The sequence below is a fragment of the Thalassobaculum sp. genome (genome assembly GCF_965223715.1).
Lineage (GTDB): Bacteria > Pseudomonadota > Alphaproteobacteria > Thalassobaculales > Thalassobaculaceae > Thalassobaculum.
The window spans coordinates 3,706,268-3,727,025 of the sequence record NZ_OZ245012.1; the positions used below are offsets into that span (position 1 = coordinate 3,706,268).

Sequence of the window (20,758 nt, forward strand, 5' to 3'; positions counted from 1 at the left end):
CTTCCCCGCGTGGTTCTTCGTTGAGTCCGATGGATGGGCGTCCGATGGATGGATTGTCGTTCCGGACCGGTCCGTCCATTACACCGCCCCACCGCCCCGGCGTCGACCCTCGACCTCGACATCGCCCGTCCCAGGGTGTCGAATGATCCGGTGCCCGCCCTGAGGACCGATATGCCCATCTCTCCCCTGACCGTCGACGACCTGTACCGCCACACCGACCTCTCGGGGCTCGGCTTCCGGACCACCAAGGACCTGGAGCCGGTCGACACCCTGATCGGCCAGGACCGGGCGCTGGAGGCGGTGCGCTTCGCCGCCAGGATGCGGGGCCGGGGCTACAACCTCTTCGTCATCGGGCCCAAAGGTTCCGGCAAGCATGCCGCCGTGCGGGGCTACCTGCAGGAGCGCGCCACCCGGTTCCCGTCCGGCGACGACTGGGTCTATGTCAACGACTTCAAGGACCCGCACCGGCCGATCGCCCTGCGTCTGCCGCCCGGCGAGGGGCCGGACCTGCACCGCCGGATCGAGAAGCTGATCTCCGACCTCACCGCCTCGGTCGCCGCGGTGCTGGAGGGCGAGGAGTATCGCGGCCGGCGCGAGGCCATCGACCAGGACTTCGCCAAGCAGGGAGAGCAGGCGCTGGAGAGCGTCGCCGCCGCCGCCAAGGAACGGGAGCTGCTGCTGGTGCGCACCGAGCAGGGCTTCGCCGTGGTGCCGGAGGATGGCGGCAAGCCGATGGCCCAGGAGAAGTTCAACGCCCTGCCCGAGGTCCGGCGCGAACGGCTGCAGGCGAGCATCCAGGAGGTCCAGGCGCTGCTGCGCGACGCCCTGCACAAGGCGCCGCTGCTGGAGCGCGACCGCCAGAAGGCGATCCGGGCGCTGAACGACAGCGTCGCCCGCTCCCTGGTGGACGAGGAGATCACCGAGGTCCGCCAGGGGCTCACCCCGACCGAGGAACTGGCGACCTGGCTCGCCGCCCTGGAGGAGGATCTGATCGAGAAGATCCATCTCTTCGCCCAGCCGCCGGAGGCCCAGCAGGGCCCCGGCCCGACCGACCCGGCCGCCGCCCCCGACCCGCAGCGCCGGTTCCGGGTCAACGTCTTCGTCACCCACGACCCCGAGGCGGGCGCGCCGGTGATCATCGAGGACCATCCGACTCTCGGTCGTCTGGTCGGCCGGATCGAATACCGCGCCCAGATGGGCTCGATGCTGACCGACTTCACCCTGATCCGGCCCGGTGCCCTGCACTGCGCCAATGGCGGCTACCTGCTGATCGACGCACGCAAGCTTCTGCAGCAGCCCTTCGCCTGGGATGCGCTGAAACGGGCGCTGTACAACGCCCGGGTCTCGATCGAGAGCCCGCAGGACGCGGCCACCACCGCGCTCGCAGTGTCGATCCAGCCGGCCGACATCCCGCTCGCGGTGAAGGTGGTGCTGTTCGGCGACCAGCAGCTCTATCACACCCTGGCGGCGGCCGATCCGGACTTCGCCGACCTGTTCAAGGTGGCGGCCGATTTCGACGACATCATGGAGCGCGACGCCGAGCATGATGTGCTCTACGCCCGGCTGATCGCCACGATCCAGGCCAACGAGACCCTGCGCCCCTTCGACCGCAAGGCGGTGGAGCGGGTGATCGAGCACTGCTCACGGCTGGTCGCCGACCGCGAGCGGGTGACGACCCGGGTCGGGCTGATCGCCGACCTGATGCGGGAATCCGACTACCAGGCGCGCGAGCACAACCACAAGGTCGTGGTGGAGGCCGATGTGGAGGCCGCCCTGGAGGCCTATCGCCGCCGCTCGGACCGGATCGAACGGCGCATGCGCGAGCAGATCCTGGCCGAGACCATGCTGATCGACACCGAAGGTGCCGAGGTCGGCCAGGTCAACGGGCTCAGCGTGCTGCAGCTCGGGACCCACAGCTTCGGCCGGCCGACCCGCATCACCGCGCGCGTGCGCCCGGGCAACGGCAAGGTCGTCGATATCGAGCGCGAGGTGGAGCTGGGCGGCCCGCTGCATTCCAAGGGCATGCTGATCCTGCAGGGGTACCTCGCGGCGACCTACGCCACCGACGTCCCCGCCTCGCTGCAGGCCAGCGTGGTGTTCGAACAGTCCTATGGCGGGGTGGACGGGGACAGCGCGTCCTCCACCGAGCTCTACGCCCTGCTCTCGGCCCTGTCCGAGGTGCCGATCCGCCAGGGCATCGCCGTGACCGGCTCGGTCAACCAGATGGGCGACGTGCAGGCGATCGGCGGGGTCAACGAGAAGATCGAGGGGTTCTTCGACATCTGCGCCGCCCGTGGCCTGACCGGCGAACAGGGGGTGATGATCCCGGCCGCCAACACCCGCCACCTCATGCTCAAGCAGGAGGTCCGCGATGCGGTGAAGGCCCGCAAGTTCAGGATCTGGGCGGTGTCGACCATCGCCGAGGGGATCGAGATCCTGACCGGCGTGCCCGCCGGCCCGCGCGGGGCCGACCGTCTCTATCCGGACGGCACGATCAACGCCAGGGTGGAAGCCCGGATGCGGGACTTCGCCGAGACCCGCCGCCGGTTCGCCGCGCGAGAGGCTTAGGCCCGAGGCTCCGGCCCGGTCCACTCGCTGACCACGTCCTCATAGGCCGGGCGGCCGCGCTCGGTCGGTGCCTCGGTGGGCGTGCCGATATAGATGAAGCCGATGATGTCGGTCTCCGCGCTGTGGCCCAGCGCCTCCTTCACCGTCGGGTGGAAGGCCGGCCATTCGGTCAGCCACTGGGCCGCGAAGCCGCTGGCATGGGCGGCCACCAGGATGTTCTGGCACAGGGCGCCGCCGGACAGCCGCTGCTCCAGCTCCGGGATCTTGGGATGGTGCGGGTCGATCTTGGAGGTCACCGCCAGGAGCACCGGGCTGCGCGTCGGGCGCAGACGCTCCATGTCCACCAGGCGCTTCTCGGCCCCCGGATTGTCGGCCAGGTAGACCGAGGCGAACACGTCGCCCAGGGCGAGCTGCCCCTCCTTGAGCAGGATCTGGACCCGCCAGGGGCCGATCTTTCCGTGATCGGGCACCCGAAGGCCGGCGGCGATGATCTTCTTCAGGGTTTCGGCGTCGGGCCCGGGCTCGCCCAGGTTCTTGGCGACGACGGACCGGCGCGTCAGCAGCAGGTCGAGCGTGTCGGGGGAAGCGGCGGCCGCATAGGTTTCGGCGACGGACATGTGAACTGGCTCCGATTGAGTATGCCGCGAAGATAGGGTTCCATACCGTCGTGGCAAAGAGCGGATGGTGCAAGCCGATTTTGCGAATCACTTGCAACAAGCGATTTTGCCCTGGAAATATCTGGGATTTTATGCATTATCGGCCGGTCGCCAAAAGGGCGATTCCCGGCCGACCGGCCCCCGAAAGAAGTTCGGAGGATACGATGTTCCAGACCGCCATCGCCCGACTGTCCGTCGCCGCCCTGCTGCTTGGCCTGCTGGGCGCCTGCAATCCCTATGTCTGGGGAGGCGGCGCGCTGGCCGTCGGCCCGCAGCTTGCCACAGGGCGCAACGGCTTCTACCACCTCAACAAGGTGATGGGTAAGCGCTGCTCGGATTCCACATATTTCGACCGGCCGGTGCACTGCGTGAACGAGATCGACTGACCGGGTACCGGCGCAGACCGCCCCTCAGAACTCGGCCCCTCAGAACTCGGCGTCGTCGATCACCATCGGCTCGTTCTCGGCCGCCTCGACCCATTCCTTCATGGCCTCCATGGACCAGATGGCGTCGGCATAGGCCTTCTCCTGCTCGCCCAGATCGACCGCATAGGTGCGGAACCGGCTGACCACCGGCGCGTACATGGCGTCGGCGATGGTGAACCGGCCGAACAGGAACGGCCCGTCCCCGCCATGGCGGGAAATGCACAGCCGCCAGATCGCCTTCACCCGGTCGATATCCTCCTGCACGCCCGGCTTGCGCCCCTCCTTGGGAAAGGAGGAGCGGATGTTCATCGGCATGTGGGTGCGCAGGGCGGTGAAGCCGCTATGCATCTCCGCCGACACCGACCGGGCCAGGGCGCGGGCCGCCCGGTCCTGCGGCCACAGCCCGGCCTCCGGCGCCAGTTCTGCCGCGTATTCGCCGATCGCCAGGCTGTCCCAGACCGTCAGGTCGCCATGCACCAGGCAGGGCACCTTGCCCGAGGGGGAGCGCTTCAGCAGCTCGCTCTTGGAGCCCGGCTCGCTGAGCGCGACGAGAATCTCCTCGGCCTTCAGACCGGCCTGACGGAGGATCAGCCACGCCCGCAGGGACCAGCTCGAGTAGTTCTTGTTCCCGATGATCAGCGTCAGAGGACTGTCGGCCGTGTCTGCCATAACGTCTCGCCATTCAGTTGCGCAGACCCCTATGTGGGGTGCTCGCTTGTGCCTGTTAAGCCGCAGCGAGTATACCGGATAGACGGTACTGTCACCGTTCATTCGCGCTTTGTCCAACAGCCAGGAGCTATCGCCGTGGCCTTCAACCTCGTCGCCCGCGCCACCGCAGGAACCATCCCGGTCACCCCGGTCACCGCCGACGGACTGAAGGACTGGGCCGTCGATGCCGATGCCGCGACCAAGACCTGGATCGCCGCCACCGGCTACAAGGCGAAGCCCGGCGAAACCTGCGTCGTCCCCGGCAAGGCGGGCGACATCGCCCGGGTTCTGATCGGGGTCGAGGAGGCCGGGCGCATCGGCGTGTGGGAGTTCGCCGGCCTGCCCGGATCACTTCCCGCCGGCCGCTACGCCATCGACGCCGACCTCGCGGCCGAGGACGCGACCCGGGCGGCCACCGGCTGGGCGCTGGCGACCTACCGCTTCACCCGCTACACCGAGATGCCCGAGATCGAGGCCGAACTGGTCTGGCCGAAGGGTGCGGACCGCGACCATGTGGAGAATATCGCCACATCGACCTCCCTCGCGCGCGACCTGATCAACACCCCCGGCTCCGACCTGCGGCCGAGCGAGCTGGCCGAGGCCGCCAAGGCGCTGGCCAAGGAGTTCAAGGCGAAGATCGCCGTCACCGTGGGCGACCAGCTGCTGAAGAAGAACTATCCGACCATCCACATGGTCGGCCGCGGGGCCGAGGATGCGCCGCGCCTGATCGACATCACCTGGGGCGACGCCAGCCACCCGAAGGTGACCCTGGTCGGCAAGGGCGTGTGCTTCGACACCGGCGGCTACGACCTGAAGCCGTCCAACGGCATGCTGACCATGAAGAAGGACATGGGCGGCTCCGCCCAGGTGCTGGCGCTCGCCCGCATGATCATGGCGGCCGGGCTGCCGGTGCGGCTGCGGGTGCTGGTGCCGGCGGTGATGAACATGGTCTCCGGCAACGCCTTCCTGCCGATGGACATCTGCCGCACCCGCAAGGGCACGACCGTGGAGGTCGGCAATACCGATGCCGAGGGCCGGCTGGTGCTCTGCGACGCCCTGACCGAGGCCGACAGCGAGAAGCCGGACCTGCTGATCGACTTCGCCACCCTGACCGGGGCGGCCCGCGTGGCGCTGGGCCCGGACCTGCCGGCGATGTTCTGCAACGACGATTCGCTGGCCAGCGACATCCTGGCCAGCGGGCTCGCCGAGGAGGACCCGCTGTGGCGCCTGCCGCTGCACCAGCCCTACAAGGCGATGCTGAAGACCAAGATCGCCGACCTGTCGAACACCGGCTCGGGGCCCTATGGCGGGGCGATCACGGCCGCGCTTTTCCTGGAGCATTTCGTTTCCAAAACAACGCCCTGGATGCATGTGGATCTGATCGCCTGGAACCTCAGCGACCGGCCGGGCCGGCCCCAGGGCGGCGAGGCCCAGGGAATCCGCGCGACCTTCAACACGATCAAGGCACGCTTCGGCGGCTGAGCGGCGGACTGGAACCGAAACGATCGCTCTTCCCTTTGCCGCCAAGGACATGTATCTTCGATCCGCTTCCGGAACGACCGGGGAAGGCCCGTCGATGCATCGATCCGATCAGCAGCACCGAGTCCTGAATCTGTGGCGGGCGGCCACCGTTCAGAGCGTGCGCCGTGACGGGCCCGACCTCACGGCCCGGCAGATGGGGCTCCTGCTGACCGTCTATCTGACCACGCCGCCGCATACGGTGCGCGGCCTGGCGATCGCCCTCAACATCTCCAAGCCGGCGGTGACCCGGGCGCTCGACCGGCTGTGCACGCTGGGCTTCCTGCGCCGCAAGGTGGACGAGGAGGACCGGCGCAGCGTGCTGGTGCAGCGCACGGTGAAGGGCTCGGTCTTCCTGTCGGAATTCGCCGGGCTGATCCTGGGCGCCGAGGCGGGTGAGGGTACCGACGGCGCCGATGAGCCGGCCGAGGAGCAGGCGCTGGTCGTCTGACCGACCCGCCCTACTGCGCCACGTCCAGCGCTTCGAGCCGCGCCCGTGCCGCGTCGCCGGCCGGACCGTCCGGTGCCAGCTCCAGAACCTTGATCCAGTCCCGCCGGGCCGCCGCCTTGTCGCCGGCCATCTGGTCGAGAATGCCGCGCTCCAGCCAGGCGCCAGGCGCGTTCGGATCGACCGCCAGGGCCCGGGTCACGTCGTCGCGCGCCAGATCCGGCACCCCCAGATAGCGATAGGCCGCCGCCCGGTAGAGCAGCAGCTCCACATCCTTCGGGGTGCTCTGCAGCGCGATGTCCAGATCGTCGATCGCCGCCCAGTGGTCGCCGAGCGACATCCAGGCCACCGCCCGGTCGGCCCGGAGCTGCGGATCCTCGGGGCGGACATTGATCACCAGGGACAGCAGCTGGGCCGCCCGTTCCGCCCGGCCGGACATCATCCAGCCCTGGGCCGCCTGGGCGATCAGGCCGAGCCGCAGGTCGATCCGGGAATCCGGCACCTCGCCCGCCAGCTTCTCCAGCCGGGTGGCCGCCTCCTCATAGGCGTCCAGGCCGAGCAGGGCGACCGCCGCGCAGTGCCGCGCCGGCAGGCCGCCGCCCGCCTTGTGCCAGTCCAGCGCCGCCTCGTAGGCCGCCTGAGGCTCGCTGCGCGCCTGGTCGAGGCAGGCGTCGTACATCGCCGCCTGCTGATCGCCGCCGCTGGTCTGGGCCGATACCGCCCCGGCCTGGCCGAAAACCAGCCCAACCGTCGCCAAGATCAGGACGGCCTTCTTTACCGGTTGGTAAGGGGATCTGGTGGAGACTTGCGTCATGATGTCAGAAGAACGTCCAGACAAGGTCGGCCAATCCTCGGCAGACACCTCGAGGCTCTCGCCCGACGCGGCCGCCCAGCTGCGGGAGATCGCCCATGAACTCCGCAATCCGCTGAACGCGCTGTCGGCGATCATGGAGATCATGAAGGACGAGCGCTTCGGCCCTCTGGGCAACGCGCGCTACCAGGAATACGCGGCCCTCGCCCATGACGCGACATCAAAAATGATCGGCCTGTGCGACAAGCTCGTCCAGGCGCCCCTGGCCCCGACCGAGCCCGCCACAACCCCGGTCGCCGCCCTGCTCGCCGATATCGCCGCCATGTACCGGCCGATGGCCGAAGCCCGGGGTCTGACCCTGCAGGTGGACGTTCAGGCCGACCTGCCCGACATCTCGGTCAACACCGCCCTGCTCGGCACGGTCCTGAACAACCTGATCACCAACGCCATCAAGTTCACCCCCCGGGGCGGCAGGGTCACCCTGATCGCCCGGCGGGAGCCGCTGGAGAACGTGGCGATGTTCGTGGTCTCCGACAACGGCATCGGCATCGACCCGATGATCCTGGCCGAGCAGATGCAGACCGCCGAGCCGAGCAACCGCGCGCCCAGCACCGTCGGCCCGCACGGCGACACCGGCTCCGGCCTCGGCCTGATCATCGCCCGGCGGACGGTGACCGAACTGGGCGGCACCCTGGAGTTCCGGGCCGGCAAGGACGGCGGCACCTGCGCCGTCATCCGCCTGCCGCTCGGCCGCTAGTCCGGCTACCCGCCCGACAGCTCGGCCACGGCCCCGGCCAGCAGGGCGAGGTCGCGCTCGGTCGACAGCCGGTGGTCGCCGTCCTTCACCAGATGCACCTGGACGTCGTCGGTCTCCAGCCGCTCGGCCAGCAGGACCGAGAGGCGATGCGGCACGCTGGTGTCGCGCATGCCGTGGAGCAGACGCACCGGTGCGGCGATCGGGATCGGGCCGCGCATGATCAGGTGGTTCCGGCCTTCCTCGATCAGATCCATGGTGATCGTGTACGGCTCATCGGAATAGTCCGACGGCTCCAGATAGACCCGCTCGGTCGTCAGCGTCCGTCGGACCGTCTCGTCGAACTCCGCCCACATCAGATCCTCGGTGAAGTCCGGTGCCGCGGCGATGCCGACGAGCCCGGCCACCCGCTCCGGCCGCGCCAGGGCCAGCAGCAGGGCGATCCAGCCGCCCATGGACGATCCGACGACGACCACCGGTCCCTCGGTGACCGCGTCGAAGACTGCGAGCGCATCGGCCTTCCACTTGCCGATCGTCCCGTCCCGGAACGCGCCGGAGGACTGGCCGTGACCGCGGTAGTCGAACCGGGTGAAGGCCTGTCCACGCTCCCGGGCCAGGGCCTCCAGGGCCAAGGCCTTGGTGCCGGTCATGTCGGACATGAAACCGCCGCAGAACAGGATCCCGGGCGCCCGTCCCGGGGTGTGGTGATAGGCGAGGGTCTCGCCATCCTCGGTGGTGAGGGTCTTGGGCGCCGGTGACGGCGTTTCGTCATGCTGTGACGGTGTCGTCATTGTGCTAGGGTCCCTTTTCGATTTGGACCGTACCGATTGCTGGATTTGCCGGTGACAGAGCCGATGGAGGCCGGCGCGACCGCCGCGCCCGATCCTAACATCTCCGACGAGGATTTCGAGGCGTTCCGGCCCGGCCATGGCGGTATGGGACCGACCGTGCTGCAGATGCTGCCGGCCCTGGTTTCCGGCGGGGTGGAACGGGGCACGGTGGACATGGCGCGGGCCATCGTCCAGGCCGGCTGGCGGTCCATGGTGGTGTCGCGCGGCGGACCGATGGTGCGCGAGCTGGAACGGATCGGCGCCACCCATGTGGAACTGCCGGTCCATTCCAAGAACCCGCTGCACTGGCGCGCGACGTTCGATTCGCTTGTCGACCTCATCCATCGCGAGCGGGTCGACCTGGTCCATGCCCGCTCGCGCATCCCGGCCTGGCTCGGGATCAAGGCGGCGGCGCGCAACCGGGTGCCGTTCGTCACTACCTTCCACCAGCGCCCGGCCGCCTCGACCGCCCTGAAGCGGGCCTACAACTCGGTCATGGTGCGCGGCGAGCGGGTGATCGCCATCTCCCACTACATCGCCGAGCGGCTGCTCGCCGATTACGGGCTGGACGCCGCGCGCCTGCGGGTGATCCCCCGCGGGGTGGACCTGGAGCTGTTCGATCCGGACAAGGTGCCGGCGGAGCGGATGATCCGGCTGGTCAACAAGTGGCGGCTGCCCGACGGGGTCCCGGTGATCATGATGCCGGGGCGGATCACCGCCTGGAAAGGCCACAAGCTGCTGATCGACGCCCTGGCGAAGTTGGAGCGGGGCTCGTTCCACTGCCTGATGGTCGGCGACGACACCGCCCGGCCGGAGGCCAAGAAGACGCTGGAAGCCCATGCCCATGCCAGCGGGGTCGGCGGCTATGTGCATTTCGTCGGCCGCACCGACGACATGCCCGCCGCCTACAAGCTGGCCGATGTGGTGGTCTCCGCCAGCCTGGACCCGGAGCCGTTCGGCCGGGTGATGATCGAGGCCCAGGCCATGGGCCGGCCGGTGGTCGCCACCGACCATGGCGGCGCCCGCGAGACCGTGCTGGTGGGTGAGACGGGCTGGCTGGTCAAGCCGGGCGACAGCGCCGCCCTGGCCGAGGGGCTGCGCACCGCCCTGACCCTGGACGAGGATGCCCGGGCCGTCCTGTCGGCCAAGGCCATCGACCATGTGCGGCAGCATTTCTCGCGCTACCAGATGTGCGCCCGAACCCTCGCCGTCTATACCGAGGTCCTGGCCGAACGGGGCTGCGAACGCCTATGACCGCCGTCGCGTCCATGGACCGCGTGCTGGTGATCAAGCTCGGCGCGCTGGGCGACTTTCTGCTCGCGCTCGGGCCGATGCAGGCGATCCGGCGGGCCCATCCCACGGCCCGCCTCACCCTGCTGACCCGCCCCGCCTATCGCGACCTGGCGGAGGGCAGCGGGCTGTTCGACGAGATCTGGATCGACCCGGCGCCGAAGCTGAACCCGCTCGCCTGGCTCGCCCTGCGCCGGAAACTGCGCGGCGGGCGGTTCCAGCGGGTCTACGACCTGCAGACCTCCGACCGGTCCGCCGCCTATTTCCGGTTGCTCGGCGGGGCGGCGGGGCCGCAATGGTCGGGCAAGGTGCCGGGCTGCAGTCACCGCCATGTCTACGCCACGCCGTCCTCCCTGCACACGGTCGAGCGCCAGCGCGAGCAGCTCGCCATCGCCGGGATCGGGGATGTGCCGCTGTCCGACCTCGGCTTCCTCGACGCCCCCATCGCCGACCGGCTGCCGGCCCGGCCCTTCGCGCTGCTGATCCCCGGCGCCTCGCCCGGGCGTCCGGCCAAGCGCTGGCCGGCGGAGCGCTTCGGCGCGCTGGCCGCCCGGCTCGACGCCCAAGGCTTGGGGAGTGCGGTCGCCGGGACCGAGGGGGAAGGCGACCTCGCCCAGACCATCCAGGCCGCCGCCCCCGAGGCGCTCGACCTGACCGGGGCGACCAGCCTTTCCGAGCTCGCCGCCTTCGCCCGCGCGGCGCGGCTGGTCATCGGCAACGACACCGGGCCGACCCATCTGGCCGCCCTGGCCGGCGCGCCGACCCTGGCCCTGTTCTCCGCCGACAGCGATCCCGGCCGCACCGGCCCGCGCGGGCCGCACACCCGCTGGCTGCAGCGCGACGATCTCGGCGAGCTGGAGGTCGAGGCGGTGATGGCGGAGATCGGCGACTGGATCGCCGACGATCCGCGGGGTGGGCCTGGCCCTACCTGAGCGGATGGGCCGGCGCGCCCAGCACCGCCTGCAGCAGCAGCAGACCCAGCACCAGGATCGTCAGCCCGCCCGCAACGGCGACACCCTCGGCCGCCAGGGACAGGCCGCTGGCATGCTCCGGCATCCGTGCCGCCAGCCGCCGGGCCATGTCGCGGGCGAAGACCGACAGGGCGGCCAGGATCCCGACCGTGATCGCCGTGCCGAGCGACATGGCGAGCACCGAGGCCATGCCGGTCAGCCGCAGCCCCATGGAATAGGCCACCACCAGGACCAGGACCGCGCCGCTGCAGGGCCGGATGCCGATCGACAGGACCAGGGCCGCCGCACTCCTGAGGTTCAGCGGTGCCGCCAGATCCTCGCGGCTCGGCCCGTGGGAATGGCCGCACTGGGCGTGGTCGTGGCCGTGGTCATGATGATGGTCGTGGCCATGATGATGGTGATGATGATGATCGTGGCCGTGGTCGTGACCGCCGCCCGGCCGGACCAGGGCCCGCAGCAGCCGGCGTCCCCGGGTGAAGACCAGCCCCGCGCCGACCAGGGCGATCAGCCCGTAGCTCGCCGCCTCCAGGCTCGGCACCACCCCCTGCGCCTGGCGCATGGTCAGGCCGAGCACGCGGACCGTCGTCTCGACCACCACGATCGCCACCAGGCCCTGGACCAGGGCGGCGGCCAGGGACAGGACCAGCCCGCGCTTCAGCTCGCTCTCCTGGGTCAGCAGGTAGGTGGAGATCACCACCTTGCCGTGGCCGGGCCCGGCGGCGTGGAAGATGCCGTAGAGGAAGCTGAGGCCCACCAGGGTCCAGGCGGCGACCATCCCCTCCTCGCGGACCGCGGCGATGGCGGCGGCCAGCGCGCGGTGCAGGTCGCGCTGGATCACCTGGATCTCCACGGCGAGGCGCGACCAGTAGGGGATCGACAGGTCGAACTGCGGCGCCAGCGCCAGCAGCACCGCGGCACAGACCAGCAGGACGAGCCCCGCGGCCGGAAGAAGCGTTCGGGCGGTCATCCGCAGGGCGATCGACGACATGGGGAACTCATTGGCAGGTGATGATCACGGTTTCGGCGAACTGGGCGCCCAGGGTGTCGTCCGCGGCCGCGTCCCTGTCCAGGGACTGGGCCAGGGCGATGGCGTCCATGTCCGGTGCGGGCTCGATGATCCTGGCGCCGCAGCCGGCGGTCTTGCCGCCCTGGAACGCGATCACGTCCCCCTCCAGGTGCAGCATCTCGATGTAGTAGGTCGGGTCGAACACGGCGACGTCGAGATCATGGCCGCGCGGGTCCTTCGGATCGGCGACCGGCACGGTGAAGCGGTACAGCATCCGGTCGCCCCGCATCTCGGCCGAGGCGTCCCGCGCGTCGTCGAGGGACAGCCGCTCGCCATCGGCCCGCACCCGCATGAAGTAGTCGTATTCCCGCAGGTTGGCCATGCTCTCGGCCAGCAGATCGTCCAGCGCCTTGCGGGCCTTGTCGGACTGGGGATCCATGCCGCCCAGCACATAGGCCGAGTAGATCGGATCGAACAGCCATTCCTGCGCGATCGCGGAGACCCGTCCCTGGTCGTCCATCACCACGTTGGTCCGCAGGTCGATCCAGACATGGGGGTGGGCCGCCGCCTCGCGCGCGCCCAGCGCGAGGCCCAGCGTCAGGCCCAGTCCGATCAGAAATGTGCGCCAGATCCGCACCATCGCCGTCTCCCGATACCCCCGCCCCCGAAGGTCTCGCGGCCCCACTCTACCGTCCCGCCGGCCGGAAGTGAATCGTCCGCAACGGCGAAAGACGGCCGGTACCGCCGAACCCCGATCTGGGCTTCAATGCCCCGGCGGCCGGCCCGGCCGCCCCGTTCTGTTTCCCGTACCGGAGAGCGACACGATGACCCATACCCCCCTCGATCCCGCCGGCATGGCGGTCATGGGCACCCCGAACTACACCCACGCCATGGTCACCGAAGGGGTGAGCAAGTGGCTGCACATCGCCGGCCAGGTCGGCGTGCTGCCCGACGGCACCACCGCGTCCGGCACCCTGGCCCAGTGCCGCCAGGCCTTCGCCAATATCGGCATGTTGCTGGAGGGGGCGGGCATGACCCGGGACGACGTCGCCCATCTGCGGATCTACCTGGTCGACCGGGACGACATCCTGGCCCTGCGCCAGGCCCGCACCGAGTTCTTCGGCGAAGACAAGGTCATCCCGAGCACCCTGATCCTGGTCTCCGGCCTGGTGCTGCCGGAATGGCGGGTCGAGCTCGAAATCGTCGCCGCGCGCTGAGCGCCGGGACAGGCAAGGGAGGAAACCGATGCTGACGGTCTGGGGACGCCGCGACGCGTTCAACGTGCAGAAGGTGATGTGGTTCATCGGCGAGCTCGGCCTGGAGCACCGGCATGTCCCGGCCGGCGGCGACCATGGCGGGCTCGACGATCCGGCGTTCCGGGCGATGAACCCGCACGGACGGGTCCCGGTGATCGACGACGGCGGCACGGTGGTCTGGGAATCCCACACCATCCTGCGCTACCTCGCCGCCACCTACGGCCGGAAGACCTACTGGTCGGACGATGCGGGCGAGCGTTCGAAGGCCGAGCGCTGGATGGACTGGTCGGGCACCACCCTGCAGCCGGATTTTCTGACCGGGGTGTTCTGGGGTTTCTACCGCACGCCGGCGGAGCAGCGGGACACCGTGGCGGTGGCGCAGAAGCTGGCTCGCTGTGCCGCCCATATGGAGCTGCTCGACCGGGAGCTGGCGACCCGCCCCTGGCTCGGCGGCGACAGCTTCGGCCTCGCCGACATTCCGGCCGGCACCAACCTGTTCCGGTATTTCGGCATCCCGATCGAGCGGCCCTCGGTCCCCCATGTGGCGGACTGGTACCGCCGCCTGCAGGAGCGCCCGGCCTATCGCGAGCACGTCATGCTGCCCTTTGATCACATGGCCGGCCGGCTGGCGTACTGAGGCGAATGCAACTTTTGGGATACGACTGCAGTTTTAACTTGCAATGATCGTAAAAATCCGATAGAACGATCCAATCGGGAGAAACGCCGATGACCACCAAAACACACGATCCGGATACCGTGCCCAATCTGGGCATCCCCACCTTCACCCAGGGCCTGATGGTCGAGGGCGTGAAGGACTGGTTCATCCTGTCGGGCCAGATCGGTCTGAAGGCGGACGGCACGCTGGCCGGTCGCGACACCGAGAGCCAGATCCGCCAGGCCTTCGCCAACATCGCCAACCTGCTGGCCGATGCGGGGCTCGGGCTCGACGACTTGGTGTTTCTGCGCTTCTACCTGACCGATGCGGCCGACATCCCGGTGATGCGGACGACCCGAAACGAGTTCCTCGGCAGCCGGAAGGTGCCGAGCACGCTGCTGGTGATCTCCGCGCTCGCCAATCCGGACTGGACGGTCGAGATCGAGGCGGTCGCCGCGCGCAGATAGCCTCTGCAGACACCGTCTTCAGCCAGGGAGTGTGAGCATGCTGATCACTGCCGACGACTACCTGCCGATCGCCCGGCGCTTCGAGGGCGACATTCCCTGGCTCTATCTGGACACGGTCAACAAGGTGACCATCGGCATCGGCCACCTGATCCCGACCGCCGCCGCGGTCGCCGCCATTCCCCTGGCCCGCGACGGCCGGGCGGCGAGCGATGCGGACAAGCAGACCGCCTATGCCGCCGTCGCGGCGGCCAAGGACCGGGCCCTGCGCGGCGCCAATGCCTTCAAGGACCTGTCGGACCTGCGGATCACCCCGGACCAGTCCGCCGCCCTGTTCCGGGACAAGTTCGCCGAGATCTTCGCCGAGGCCCAGCGGCTGTTCAGGACTGTTGGCGGCGGCTTCGCGGCCTGGCCGAAACCGGTGCAGCTCGCCACCTTCGACATGGCCTACAATCTGGGCCCCCAGGGTCTGTTCAGCGGCTTCCCGACCTTCCGAACCAAGGGTCTGGCGGTCGGCGACTACCAGGTCTGCGCCGAGGAATGCCGCCGGATCGGCCCCGCGCCCGCCCGCAACGCCTGGACCCGCGACCAGTTCGAGGCCGCCGCCCAGGAGGCCCGCCGCTAGAGCCAATCACGATCAGATGGAAACATCGGATCGTGCTCTAGCCGAGGCTCAGGTCTCGCCGAACAGGAAGGCCAGCAGGGCGAAGCGGCGGCCGGAGCGCATCGGCATGACCTCGTGCAGCAGCGAGCAGGAGAACACGATCGCCGCCCCCGCCGGCGGCTTGTAAACGGCTTCGGAGAACTCGGGGAAGCGGATCTCCGCCCCCTCGTATTCGTCGCTGTTCAGGTTGATGGTGACCGCGAACCGGCGATGGGCCACCGCCGGCTGGGTGTTGTCCCGGTGGCCGTGCTTGGAGCCCTTCTGCGCCCCTTCGTAGCGGGCGATCCGGTAACGCTCGTGCCGGGTGACCCGGTAGTTGAAGGCGCGCTGGATCTCCGGGATCAGCCGCGGGCCGATGCGGGCGTCGATGATGGTGTTGGTCTCCGGCGAACAGACCCAGTGGTCGATCCGGTCGTCGCGGCCGTAATCCGGAATGCGCATCTTGCAGTCGGTGGTCCGGCCCTGGAGCTGGTTGTGGCCGGGCTCCACGAACTCGTTGCCCTGCATGGCGAAGATGTTGATCAGCCGCTTGCAGTCGGCGTCGTTGAACACGTCCGGCACCATCAGCACCGGCGGATGCATCACCGGCACCAGCCCGGCCCGGCGGCGCTCCACCAGCGGCCGGATGACCGCCAGGGCCGCCTCGGCCGGGTTGCCGCTCTCCGGTCCGATCCGGGCCGCCAGGTGCTGGTTCGGTCCGACCACCAGAACCACCGACCCGCCGCCGGTGACCTTGCCGAGCGCGACGGTCAGCCCGGCCAGACGGGCGACGGTGCCGTCGGGATCGGTCAGGACCGGAAAGGCGAACTCGCCCTTCGGCGCGCCGGTGACGACGATCTTCACCCGCACGCCCAGCGCGTCCAGTTCATCCCGCGCCGCCGCCAGCGCGTCGACCGCCGCCTTGCCCGAAGCCGGATCGGCGGGGAAGGCGAGCAGATGGATATTGCCGGACTCGTCGTCGCTATGGACGTCGAAGGCCTCGCCGTTGCGCCGCTTGAGCGGCAGCTTCGGCAGGATGTCGCCGACGGCGAGGGTGGGGAGCTGTCTCATCTGGGTCGTCATGGCCGGTCCCGGATTATGCCAGAGGTCGGGCGAGTGAACCTGTTCGCTCCGGGCTGTGCAAGGCCGAGCTCCGCCGCCGCGTCATCCCGCCTCTCGCCTCGCCCCCTTGCCTCGCACCGTCGAGGCGCGTAAAACCCAGCCGACCGCAACGAAACCGGACGATCCCATGCGCCGCCTGCGCATCATCACTCGGACGCAGACTATCAGGCCGTCTCGGACGGCCTGCGCAGTCCTGCGCGCGTCCGAGGCGGCATGACGCCCGAGCGGCGGCCCTGAGGGCCCGGCCGCTTACGCCCGCTCTGCCCCCGGTTTCGACAAAGAGAACCCCAATGCCCGCCATTACGCTTCCCGACGGTTCCGTCCGTTCCTACGACGCGCCGGTCACGCCCGCCGCCGTCGCCGCCGATATCGGCCCCGGCCTCGCCAAGGCCGCCTTCATCGCCGAGGTCGACGGCAAGCCGGTCGATCTCGACCATGTGATCGAACAGGACGCCAAACTCGCGCTGGTCACCCGCAAGGACGACAAGGCGCTGGCGCATATCCGCCACGACTGCGCCCACATCCTGGCCGAGGCGGTGCTGGAGCTGTATCCGGGCACCCAGGTCACGATCGGCCCGTCGATCGAGAACGGCTTCTATTACGACTTCTACCGCCCGAACCAGCCCTTCACGCCGGACGATCTGGAGAAGATCGAGCAGCGCATGCACGAGATCGTCGACCGCGACGAAGCCATCGTGCGCGAGGAGTGGACGCGCGAGCAGGCGGTCGAGCACTACAAGGCGACGAACGAGCCGTTCAAGGTCGAGCTCACGGAGGCGATCCCGGCCGGCGAGACGATCAGCTTCTACCGCCAGGGCAACTTCCTCGACCTGTGCCGCGGCCCGCACGGCCCGTCCACCAAGGGCGTGGGCCATGCCTTCAAGCTGATGCGGGTGGCCGGCGCCTATTGGCGCGGCGACAGCAACCGCGAGCAGCTCCAGCGCATCTACGGCACGGCCTTCGCCGACGACAAGGCGCTGCAGGCCCATCTGACGATGCTGGAGGAGGCCGAGAAGCGCGACCACCGCCGGCTCGGCCGCGAGCTCGACCTGTTCCACATCCAGGAAGAGGCCGTCGGCTCGGTGTTCTGGCATCCCAAGGGCTGGACGCTGTACCGCGAGATCGAGATGTATATCCGCCGCCGTCTGGACGCCGCCGGGTATCAGGAAATCAAGACGCCGCAGCTCATCGACCGGGCGCTGTGGGAGGCCTCGGGCCACTGGGACAAGTTCCGCGAGAACATGTTCACGGCCAATGCCGAGGACGACAAGGTGCTCGCGCTGAAGCCGATGAACTGCCCGGGCCACGTGCAGGTCTACAAGCAGGGGCTGAAGTCCTACCGCGACCTGCCGCTGCGCCTCGCCGAGTTCGGCTCGTGCCACCGCAACGAGCCCTCGGGCGCGCTGCACGGGATCATGCGGGTGCGCGCCTTCACCCAGGACGACGCGCATATCTTCTGCACGGAAGACCAGATCACCGACGAGAGCATCAAGTTCTGCGACCTGCTGAAATCGATCTATGCCGATTTCGGCTTCCAGGACATCCGCATCAAGTTCTCCGACCGCCCCGAGGTTCGGGCCGGCGAGGATGCGGTGTGGGACCGGGCCGAGGGCGCGCTGCGCGAGGCCTGCGACGCCGCCGGGCTGGAGACGACGCTCAATCCGGGCGAGGGCGCGTTCTACGGCCCGAAGCTGGAATTCGTGCTGCGCGACGCCATCGGCCGCGACTGGCAGTGCGGCACCCTGCAGGTCGATTTCGTGCTGCCGGAGCGGCTCGACGCCACCTACGTGGCCGAAAGCGGCGAGCGCAAGCGGCCGGTCATGCTGCACCGGGCGATCTTCGGCTCCATGGAGCGCTGGATCGGCATCCTGATCGAGCAGTATTCCGGCCGGTTCCCCATGTGGCTGTCGCCGGTCCAGGTCGTGGTGGCGACGATCACCGACGCCGCCGAGGACTACGCGCGCGAGGTTGCCGCCGCCTGCAAGGCCGCCGGCCTGCGCGTCGCCCTGGATTTGCGGAACGAAAAGATTAACTACAAGGTCCGCGAACATTCCGAGGCAAAGGTGCCGGCACTGCTTGTCGTCGGCGCCCGCGAGGCCGAAGGAAAGCAAGTTGCGGTCCGTCGTCTCGGCGGCAAGGCGCAGGAAATCCTTGCTCTCGACGACGCCGTTCATAGACTAAAGGATGAAGCGGCGGCTCCGGATCGTTCCGCCAGCCGCTCCGCTGAATGAAAAACAGGAGGTAACCTATCGCCAGACCACCTTTTAATACGACCCCGCCGCAAAAGGACGGCCCTCGGGTCAACCGTGACATCCGCGTGCCGAAGGTGCGCTGCGTCGGCCCCGATGGCGACATGCTCGGCGTGATGAGCGTCGACGAAGCCATCGCGCAGGCTGAAGGCTTTGGTCTCGATCTGGTCGAGGTCTCGCCGAACGCCGACCCGCCGGTCTGCAAGATTCTGGACTACGGCAAGTTCAAGTACGAGGCTCAGAAGAAGAAGAACGAAGCCAAGAAGAAGCAGAAGGTCATCGAGGTCAAAGAGATCAAGATGCGCCCGAACATCGACGAGCACGACTACCAGACGAAGATGCGCAGCGTGAACCGCTTCCTCAGCGACGGGGACAAGGTGAAGCTGACCATGCGCTTCCGGGGTCGTGAGATGGCGCACCAGGAGATCGGCCTGAACGTGCTCAAGCGCGTGCAGGAAGAGGTCGCCGAGGTCGCCAAGGTGGAAGCGCATCCCAAGCTCGAAGGCCGGCAGATGATCATGGTGGTCGCGCCGCGCTGAGCGCCGCCGACAGCCGCAGGAAACGCTGCTGAAAACGCCGCAGGTAAGGAAGCCGACAGTCTCAGCCGACCGTCGGCTTCTTGGTTTTTTACGGCCTTGATGCGGGCGGCTCTCAGACCGCCAGGGTGTTGGCGCCGAGGGGCTTTATCAGCTCGCTCCCGCCCGCCTCCGTCTCCCGGTAGCCCGACGCCAGATAGAACCGCCGGGCGGTCTTCGTGCTGGCGACCCGGATGGCATTAGCCCCGGCCTGGAACGCGTCCAGCTCGAGCTGGTCGAGCAGGGCGCGGCTGACGCCGGTGAAGCGGGCCGCCGGGTCGACATAGAGCAGCAGCAGGCGGCCGTCCCGCCGCACGGCCCCCGCCCCCTCGATCTCCGCGCGGCCTGCGACGCACCAGAGCTGCTCGCGGTCGGCGATCCAGCGGCCGACCTGCTGCGGCGACTTGTTGGCGAGCCACTCGGCGATCCGGTGCAGGTCGCCGCCGTGATCCTCGCCGCAAAGCTCCACGATCGACCGGCGGATCACCCGCGAGACCGGGCGCGCGTCGCTGGCCTTGGCGGGCCGCAGCCACAAAGACGGTGCCACGGCGCCCCCTATGCGCGGTTGCGCGCCGGCCAGACCAGGGTGAGGAAGAACACCAGCATCAGGAAGCCGGAGACCGCCACGCCGGTCGCCAGCGGACGGGCGGTGCCGTCGAAGGCATGGCCGATGGCGAGGCCGACGATCGACGCCACCCCCATCTGGAAGAACCCGACCAGAGCCGAGGCGGCGCCCGCCATCTGCGGGAACGGGCCGATGGCGCCGGCCTGGCTGTTCGGGAAGACGAAGCCGACACCGACCATCGCCAGCATCTGCGGCAGCACGATGCTGAGCACCGTCACGTGGCCGGTCCAGGCGAAGGCGGCCATCACCCCGCCGCCGATGGCGGCCAGGGTGGCGCCGATCAGGATCAGCCGCTCGCCGCCGACCCGGGCACCGAACCGGCCGGAGATGAAGGTCCCCGTCATGTAGCCGACGACGATGGTGGCGAAGCTGTAGCCGTAGAGATCCGGCGACAGGCCGACCACCTCGATCAGCACGAAGGACGAGCCGGAGATGAAGCTGAAGATGACGCAGTAGCAGGCGGCGATGGTCGCGAGATACCCGACATAGACCCGGTGCGACAGCAGCAGGGCGTAGTTGGCGACGATGCCCCTCGGCGAGATCGCGTAGGGGTTCTTGTGCGGGTTGGTCTCGTCCAGCATGAAATAGGTGCCGATCAGGGCGATCAGCGAGAACAGGCTGAGCACCACGAAAACCGACTGCCAGCCGAAGGCGACCTGCAGCCAGCCGCCGGCGATCGGGCCGATGGCGGGCGCCAGCGCCATGGCCGTGCCCATGTAGGACAGCACCTGCGCCGCCCGCTCGCGGCCGTAGACGTCGCGCACCACCGCCCGGCCCAGCACCGGCCCGGCGCAGCAGCCCATGGCCTGGAACACCCGGGCCACCACCAGCGCCTCGATTGTCGGGGCGAAGACGCAGGCGATGGAGGAGATCACGTAGAGCGTCACCGCCCCCAGCAGCACCGGCCGCCGACCGAACCGGTCGGACAGGGGTCCGTAGACCAGCATGGCGAGCGCGAAGGCCACCATGAAGGCGCTGAGGGTGAGCTGCACCGTCGGTACGTCGGTCCGGAAGTCGGTGACCAGGGCCGGCAGCGACGGCAGGTACATGTCCGTGGAGATCGGACCGAACGCCACCAGGGCGGTCAGGAGGGCTGCGACCGCAACGCTGTCGGGCCTGGGACGGGACATGGACGGGAACCTTGGCGAATGGGACGGACGCCCCGACTTACGCCCGCAGAACGG

General features: G+C 69.1%; 22 protein-coding genes. 13 read left to right on the forward strand and 9 right to left on the reverse strand.

The genetic code is table 11. The annotated features are described in order from the left end of the window. The first annotated feature begins 171 nt into the window (after positions 1 to 171). Positions 172 to 2,568, forward strand: a complete 2,397-nt coding sequence (locus ACOQOP_RS17080) for a Lon protease family protein (RefSeq protein ID WP_420563015.1) — start codon at positions 172 to 174, stop codon at positions 2,566 to 2,568. On the opposite strand, the gene ACOQOP_RS17085 is transcribed toward ACOQOP_RS17080, so the two are convergent. Beyond that, positions 2,565 to 3,185, reverse strand: coding sequence for a nitroreductase family protein (locus ACOQOP_RS17085; protein ID WP_420563016.1), 621 nt, complete (start codon positions 3,183 to 3,185; stop codon positions 2,565 to 2,567). The genes ACOQOP_RS17080 and ACOQOP_RS17085 overlap by 4 nt on opposite strands. A gap of 203 nt (positions 3,186 to 3,388) precedes the next feature. Between ACOQOP_RS17085 and ACOQOP_RS17090 the strand changes: the two genes are divergently transcribed. Then, on the forward strand, positions 3,389 to 3,610 hold the full coding sequence (locus tag ACOQOP_RS17090) for a hypothetical protein (RefSeq protein ID WP_420563017.1): 222 nt from the start codon (positions 3,389 to 3,391) through the stop codon (positions 3,608 to 3,610). A 39-nt stretch (positions 3,611 to 3,649) separates the two neighbouring features. On the opposite strand, the gene ACOQOP_RS17095 is transcribed toward ACOQOP_RS17090, so the two are convergent. Next, on the reverse strand, positions 3,650 to 4,318 hold the full coding sequence (locus ACOQOP_RS17095; protein WP_420563018.1) for a glutathione S-transferase family protein: 669 nt from the start codon (positions 4,316 to 4,318) through the stop codon (positions 3,650 to 3,652). A 135-nt stretch (positions 4,319 to 4,453) separates the two neighbouring features. On the opposite strand from ACOQOP_RS17095, the gene ACOQOP_RS17100 reads away from it, so the two are divergent. Both ACOQOP_RS17100 and ACOQOP_RS17105 read left to right on the forward strand, forming a co-directional pair. Then, positions 4,454 to 5,839 (forward strand): leucyl aminopeptidase family protein, encoded by a 1,386-nt coding sequence (locus ACOQOP_RS17100; RefSeq protein WP_420563019.1) that lies wholly within the window; start codon positions 4,454 to 4,456, stop codon positions 5,837 to 5,839. Positions 5,840 to 5,933: 94 nt separating this feature from the next. Further along, positions 5,934 to 6,326 carry a MarR family transcriptional regulator gene (locus ACOQOP_RS17105; protein ID WP_420563020.1) on the forward strand — a complete coding sequence of 131 codons (393 nt, stop codon included), beginning with the start codon at positions 5,934 to 5,936 and terminating at the stop codon, positions 6,324 to 6,326. 10 nt (positions 6,327 to 6,336) lie between these two features. On the opposite strand, the gene ACOQOP_RS17110 is transcribed toward ACOQOP_RS17105, so the two are convergent. Further along, a complete protein-coding gene (locus tag ACOQOP_RS17110; RefSeq protein ID WP_420563021.1) occupies positions 6,337 to 7,080 on the reverse strand; it encodes a tetratricopeptide repeat protein in 744 nt (247 codons plus the stop codon). A gap of 55 nt (positions 7,081 to 7,135) precedes the next feature. Here ACOQOP_RS17110 and ACOQOP_RS17115 point away from each other — a divergent pair, with 55 nt between their 5' ends. Next, the gene (locus ACOQOP_RS17115; protein WP_420563022.1) at positions 7,136 to 7,891 is read left to right on the forward strand and encodes a sensor histidine kinase; all 756 of its coding nucleotides are present in this window, start codon (positions 7,136 to 7,138) and stop codon (positions 7,889 to 7,891) included. A 5-nt stretch (positions 7,892 to 7,896) separates the two neighbouring features. Here ACOQOP_RS17115 and ACOQOP_RS17120 read toward each other — a convergent pair whose 3' ends face one another. Then, on the reverse strand, positions 7,897 to 8,679 hold the full coding sequence (locus tag ACOQOP_RS17120; protein ID WP_420563023.1) for an alpha/beta hydrolase: 783 nt from the start codon (positions 8,677 to 8,679) through the stop codon (positions 7,897 to 7,899). A 51-nt stretch (positions 8,680 to 8,730) separates the two neighbouring features. On the opposite strand from ACOQOP_RS17120, the gene ACOQOP_RS17125 reads away from it, so the two are divergent. Beyond that, positions 8,731 to 9,972: a glycosyltransferase family 4 protein gene (locus ACOQOP_RS17125; RefSeq protein WP_420563024.1), complete on the forward strand. Its 1,242-nt coding sequence runs from the start codon at positions 8,731 to 8,733 to the stop codon at positions 9,970 to 9,972. Continuing rightward, positions 9,969 to 10,940, forward strand: coding sequence for a glycosyltransferase family 9 protein (locus tag ACOQOP_RS17130; protein WP_420563025.1), 972 nt, complete (start codon positions 9,969 to 9,971; stop codon positions 10,938 to 10,940). The genes ACOQOP_RS17125 and ACOQOP_RS17130 overlap by 4 nt, the downstream gene beginning before the upstream one ends. On the opposite strand, the gene ACOQOP_RS17135 is transcribed toward ACOQOP_RS17130, so the two are convergent. Beyond that, positions 10,933 to 11,967: a nickel/cobalt transporter gene (locus tag ACOQOP_RS17135; protein ID WP_420563026.1), complete on the reverse strand. Its 1,035-nt coding sequence runs from the start codon at positions 11,965 to 11,967 to the stop codon at positions 10,933 to 10,935. The two genes, ACOQOP_RS17130 and ACOQOP_RS17135, sit on opposite strands and share 8 nt — an antisense overlap. A 7-nt stretch (positions 11,968 to 11,974) precedes the next feature. Then, on the reverse strand, positions 11,975 to 12,625 hold the full coding sequence (locus ACOQOP_RS17140; protein ID WP_420563027.1) for a DUF1007 family protein: 651 nt from the start codon (positions 12,623 to 12,625) through the stop codon (positions 11,975 to 11,977). A 184-nt stretch (positions 12,626 to 12,809) separates the two neighbouring features. On the opposite strand from ACOQOP_RS17140, the gene ACOQOP_RS17145 reads away from it, so the two are divergent. From ACOQOP_RS17145 to ACOQOP_RS17160, 4 genes are all read left to right on the forward strand, one after another. After that, positions 12,810 to 13,202 (forward strand): RidA family protein, encoded by a 393-nt coding sequence (locus tag ACOQOP_RS17145; RefSeq protein ID WP_420563028.1) that lies wholly within the window; start codon positions 12,810 to 12,812, stop codon positions 13,200 to 13,202. Positions 13,203 to 13,230: 28 nt separating this feature from the next. Next, complete coding sequence (locus ACOQOP_RS17150) at positions 13,231 to 13,878, forward strand: glutathione S-transferase family protein (RefSeq protein WP_420563029.1); 648 nt, start codon at positions 13,231 to 13,233, stop codon at positions 13,876 to 13,878. Positions 13,879 to 13,967: 89 nt separating this feature from the next. Then, the gene (locus ACOQOP_RS17155) at positions 13,968 to 14,363 is read left to right on the forward strand and encodes a RidA family protein (RefSeq protein WP_420563030.1); all 396 of its coding nucleotides are present in this window, start codon (positions 13,968 to 13,970) and stop codon (positions 14,361 to 14,363) included. A 37-nt stretch (positions 14,364 to 14,400) separates the two neighbouring features. Beyond that, positions 14,401 to 14,985 carry a hypothetical protein gene (locus tag ACOQOP_RS17160; RefSeq protein WP_420563031.1) on the forward strand — a complete coding sequence of 195 codons (585 nt, stop codon included), beginning with the start codon at positions 14,401 to 14,403 and terminating at the stop codon, positions 14,983 to 14,985. A 48-nt stretch (positions 14,986 to 15,033) separates the two neighbouring features. Here ACOQOP_RS17160 and ACOQOP_RS17165 read toward each other — a convergent pair whose 3' ends face one another. Next, a complete protein-coding gene (locus tag ACOQOP_RS17165) occupies positions 15,034 to 16,074 on the reverse strand; it encodes a 2OG-Fe(II) oxygenase family protein (protein WP_420563032.1) in 1,041 nt (346 codons plus the stop codon). Positions 16,075 to 16,415: 341 nt separating this feature from the next. Between ACOQOP_RS17165 and thrS the strand changes: the two genes are divergently transcribed. Both thrS and infC read left to right on the forward strand, forming a co-directional pair. Then, on the forward strand, positions 16,416 to 18,356 hold the full coding sequence (gene thrS, locus ACOQOP_RS17170; protein ID WP_420563033.1) for a threonine--tRNA ligase: 1,941 nt from the start codon (positions 16,416 to 16,418) through the stop codon (positions 18,354 to 18,356). An 86-nt stretch (positions 18,357 to 18,442) separates the two neighbouring features. Continuing rightward, positions 18,443 to 18,913 (forward strand): translation initiation factor IF-3, encoded by a 471-nt coding sequence (infC, locus tag ACOQOP_RS17175; protein ID WP_322333639.1) that lies wholly within the window; start codon positions 18,443 to 18,445, stop codon positions 18,911 to 18,913. A 112-nt stretch (positions 18,914 to 19,025) separates the two neighbouring features. On the opposite strand, the gene ACOQOP_RS17180 is transcribed toward infC, so the two are convergent. Together ACOQOP_RS17180 and ACOQOP_RS17185 are read right to left on the reverse strand one after the other, a co-directional pair. Further along, positions 19,026 to 19,496 carry a GNAT family N-acetyltransferase gene (locus ACOQOP_RS17180; protein WP_420563034.1) on the reverse strand — a complete coding sequence of 157 codons (471 nt, stop codon included), beginning with the start codon at positions 19,494 to 19,496 and terminating at the stop codon, positions 19,026 to 19,028. A gap of 8 nt (positions 19,497 to 19,504) precedes the next feature. Then, entirely contained in the window at positions 19,505 to 20,704 is a 1,200-nt protein-coding gene (locus tag ACOQOP_RS17185) for a multidrug effflux MFS transporter (RefSeq protein WP_420563035.1), read from the reverse strand. Positions 20,705 to 20,758: the final 54 nt, after the last annotated feature.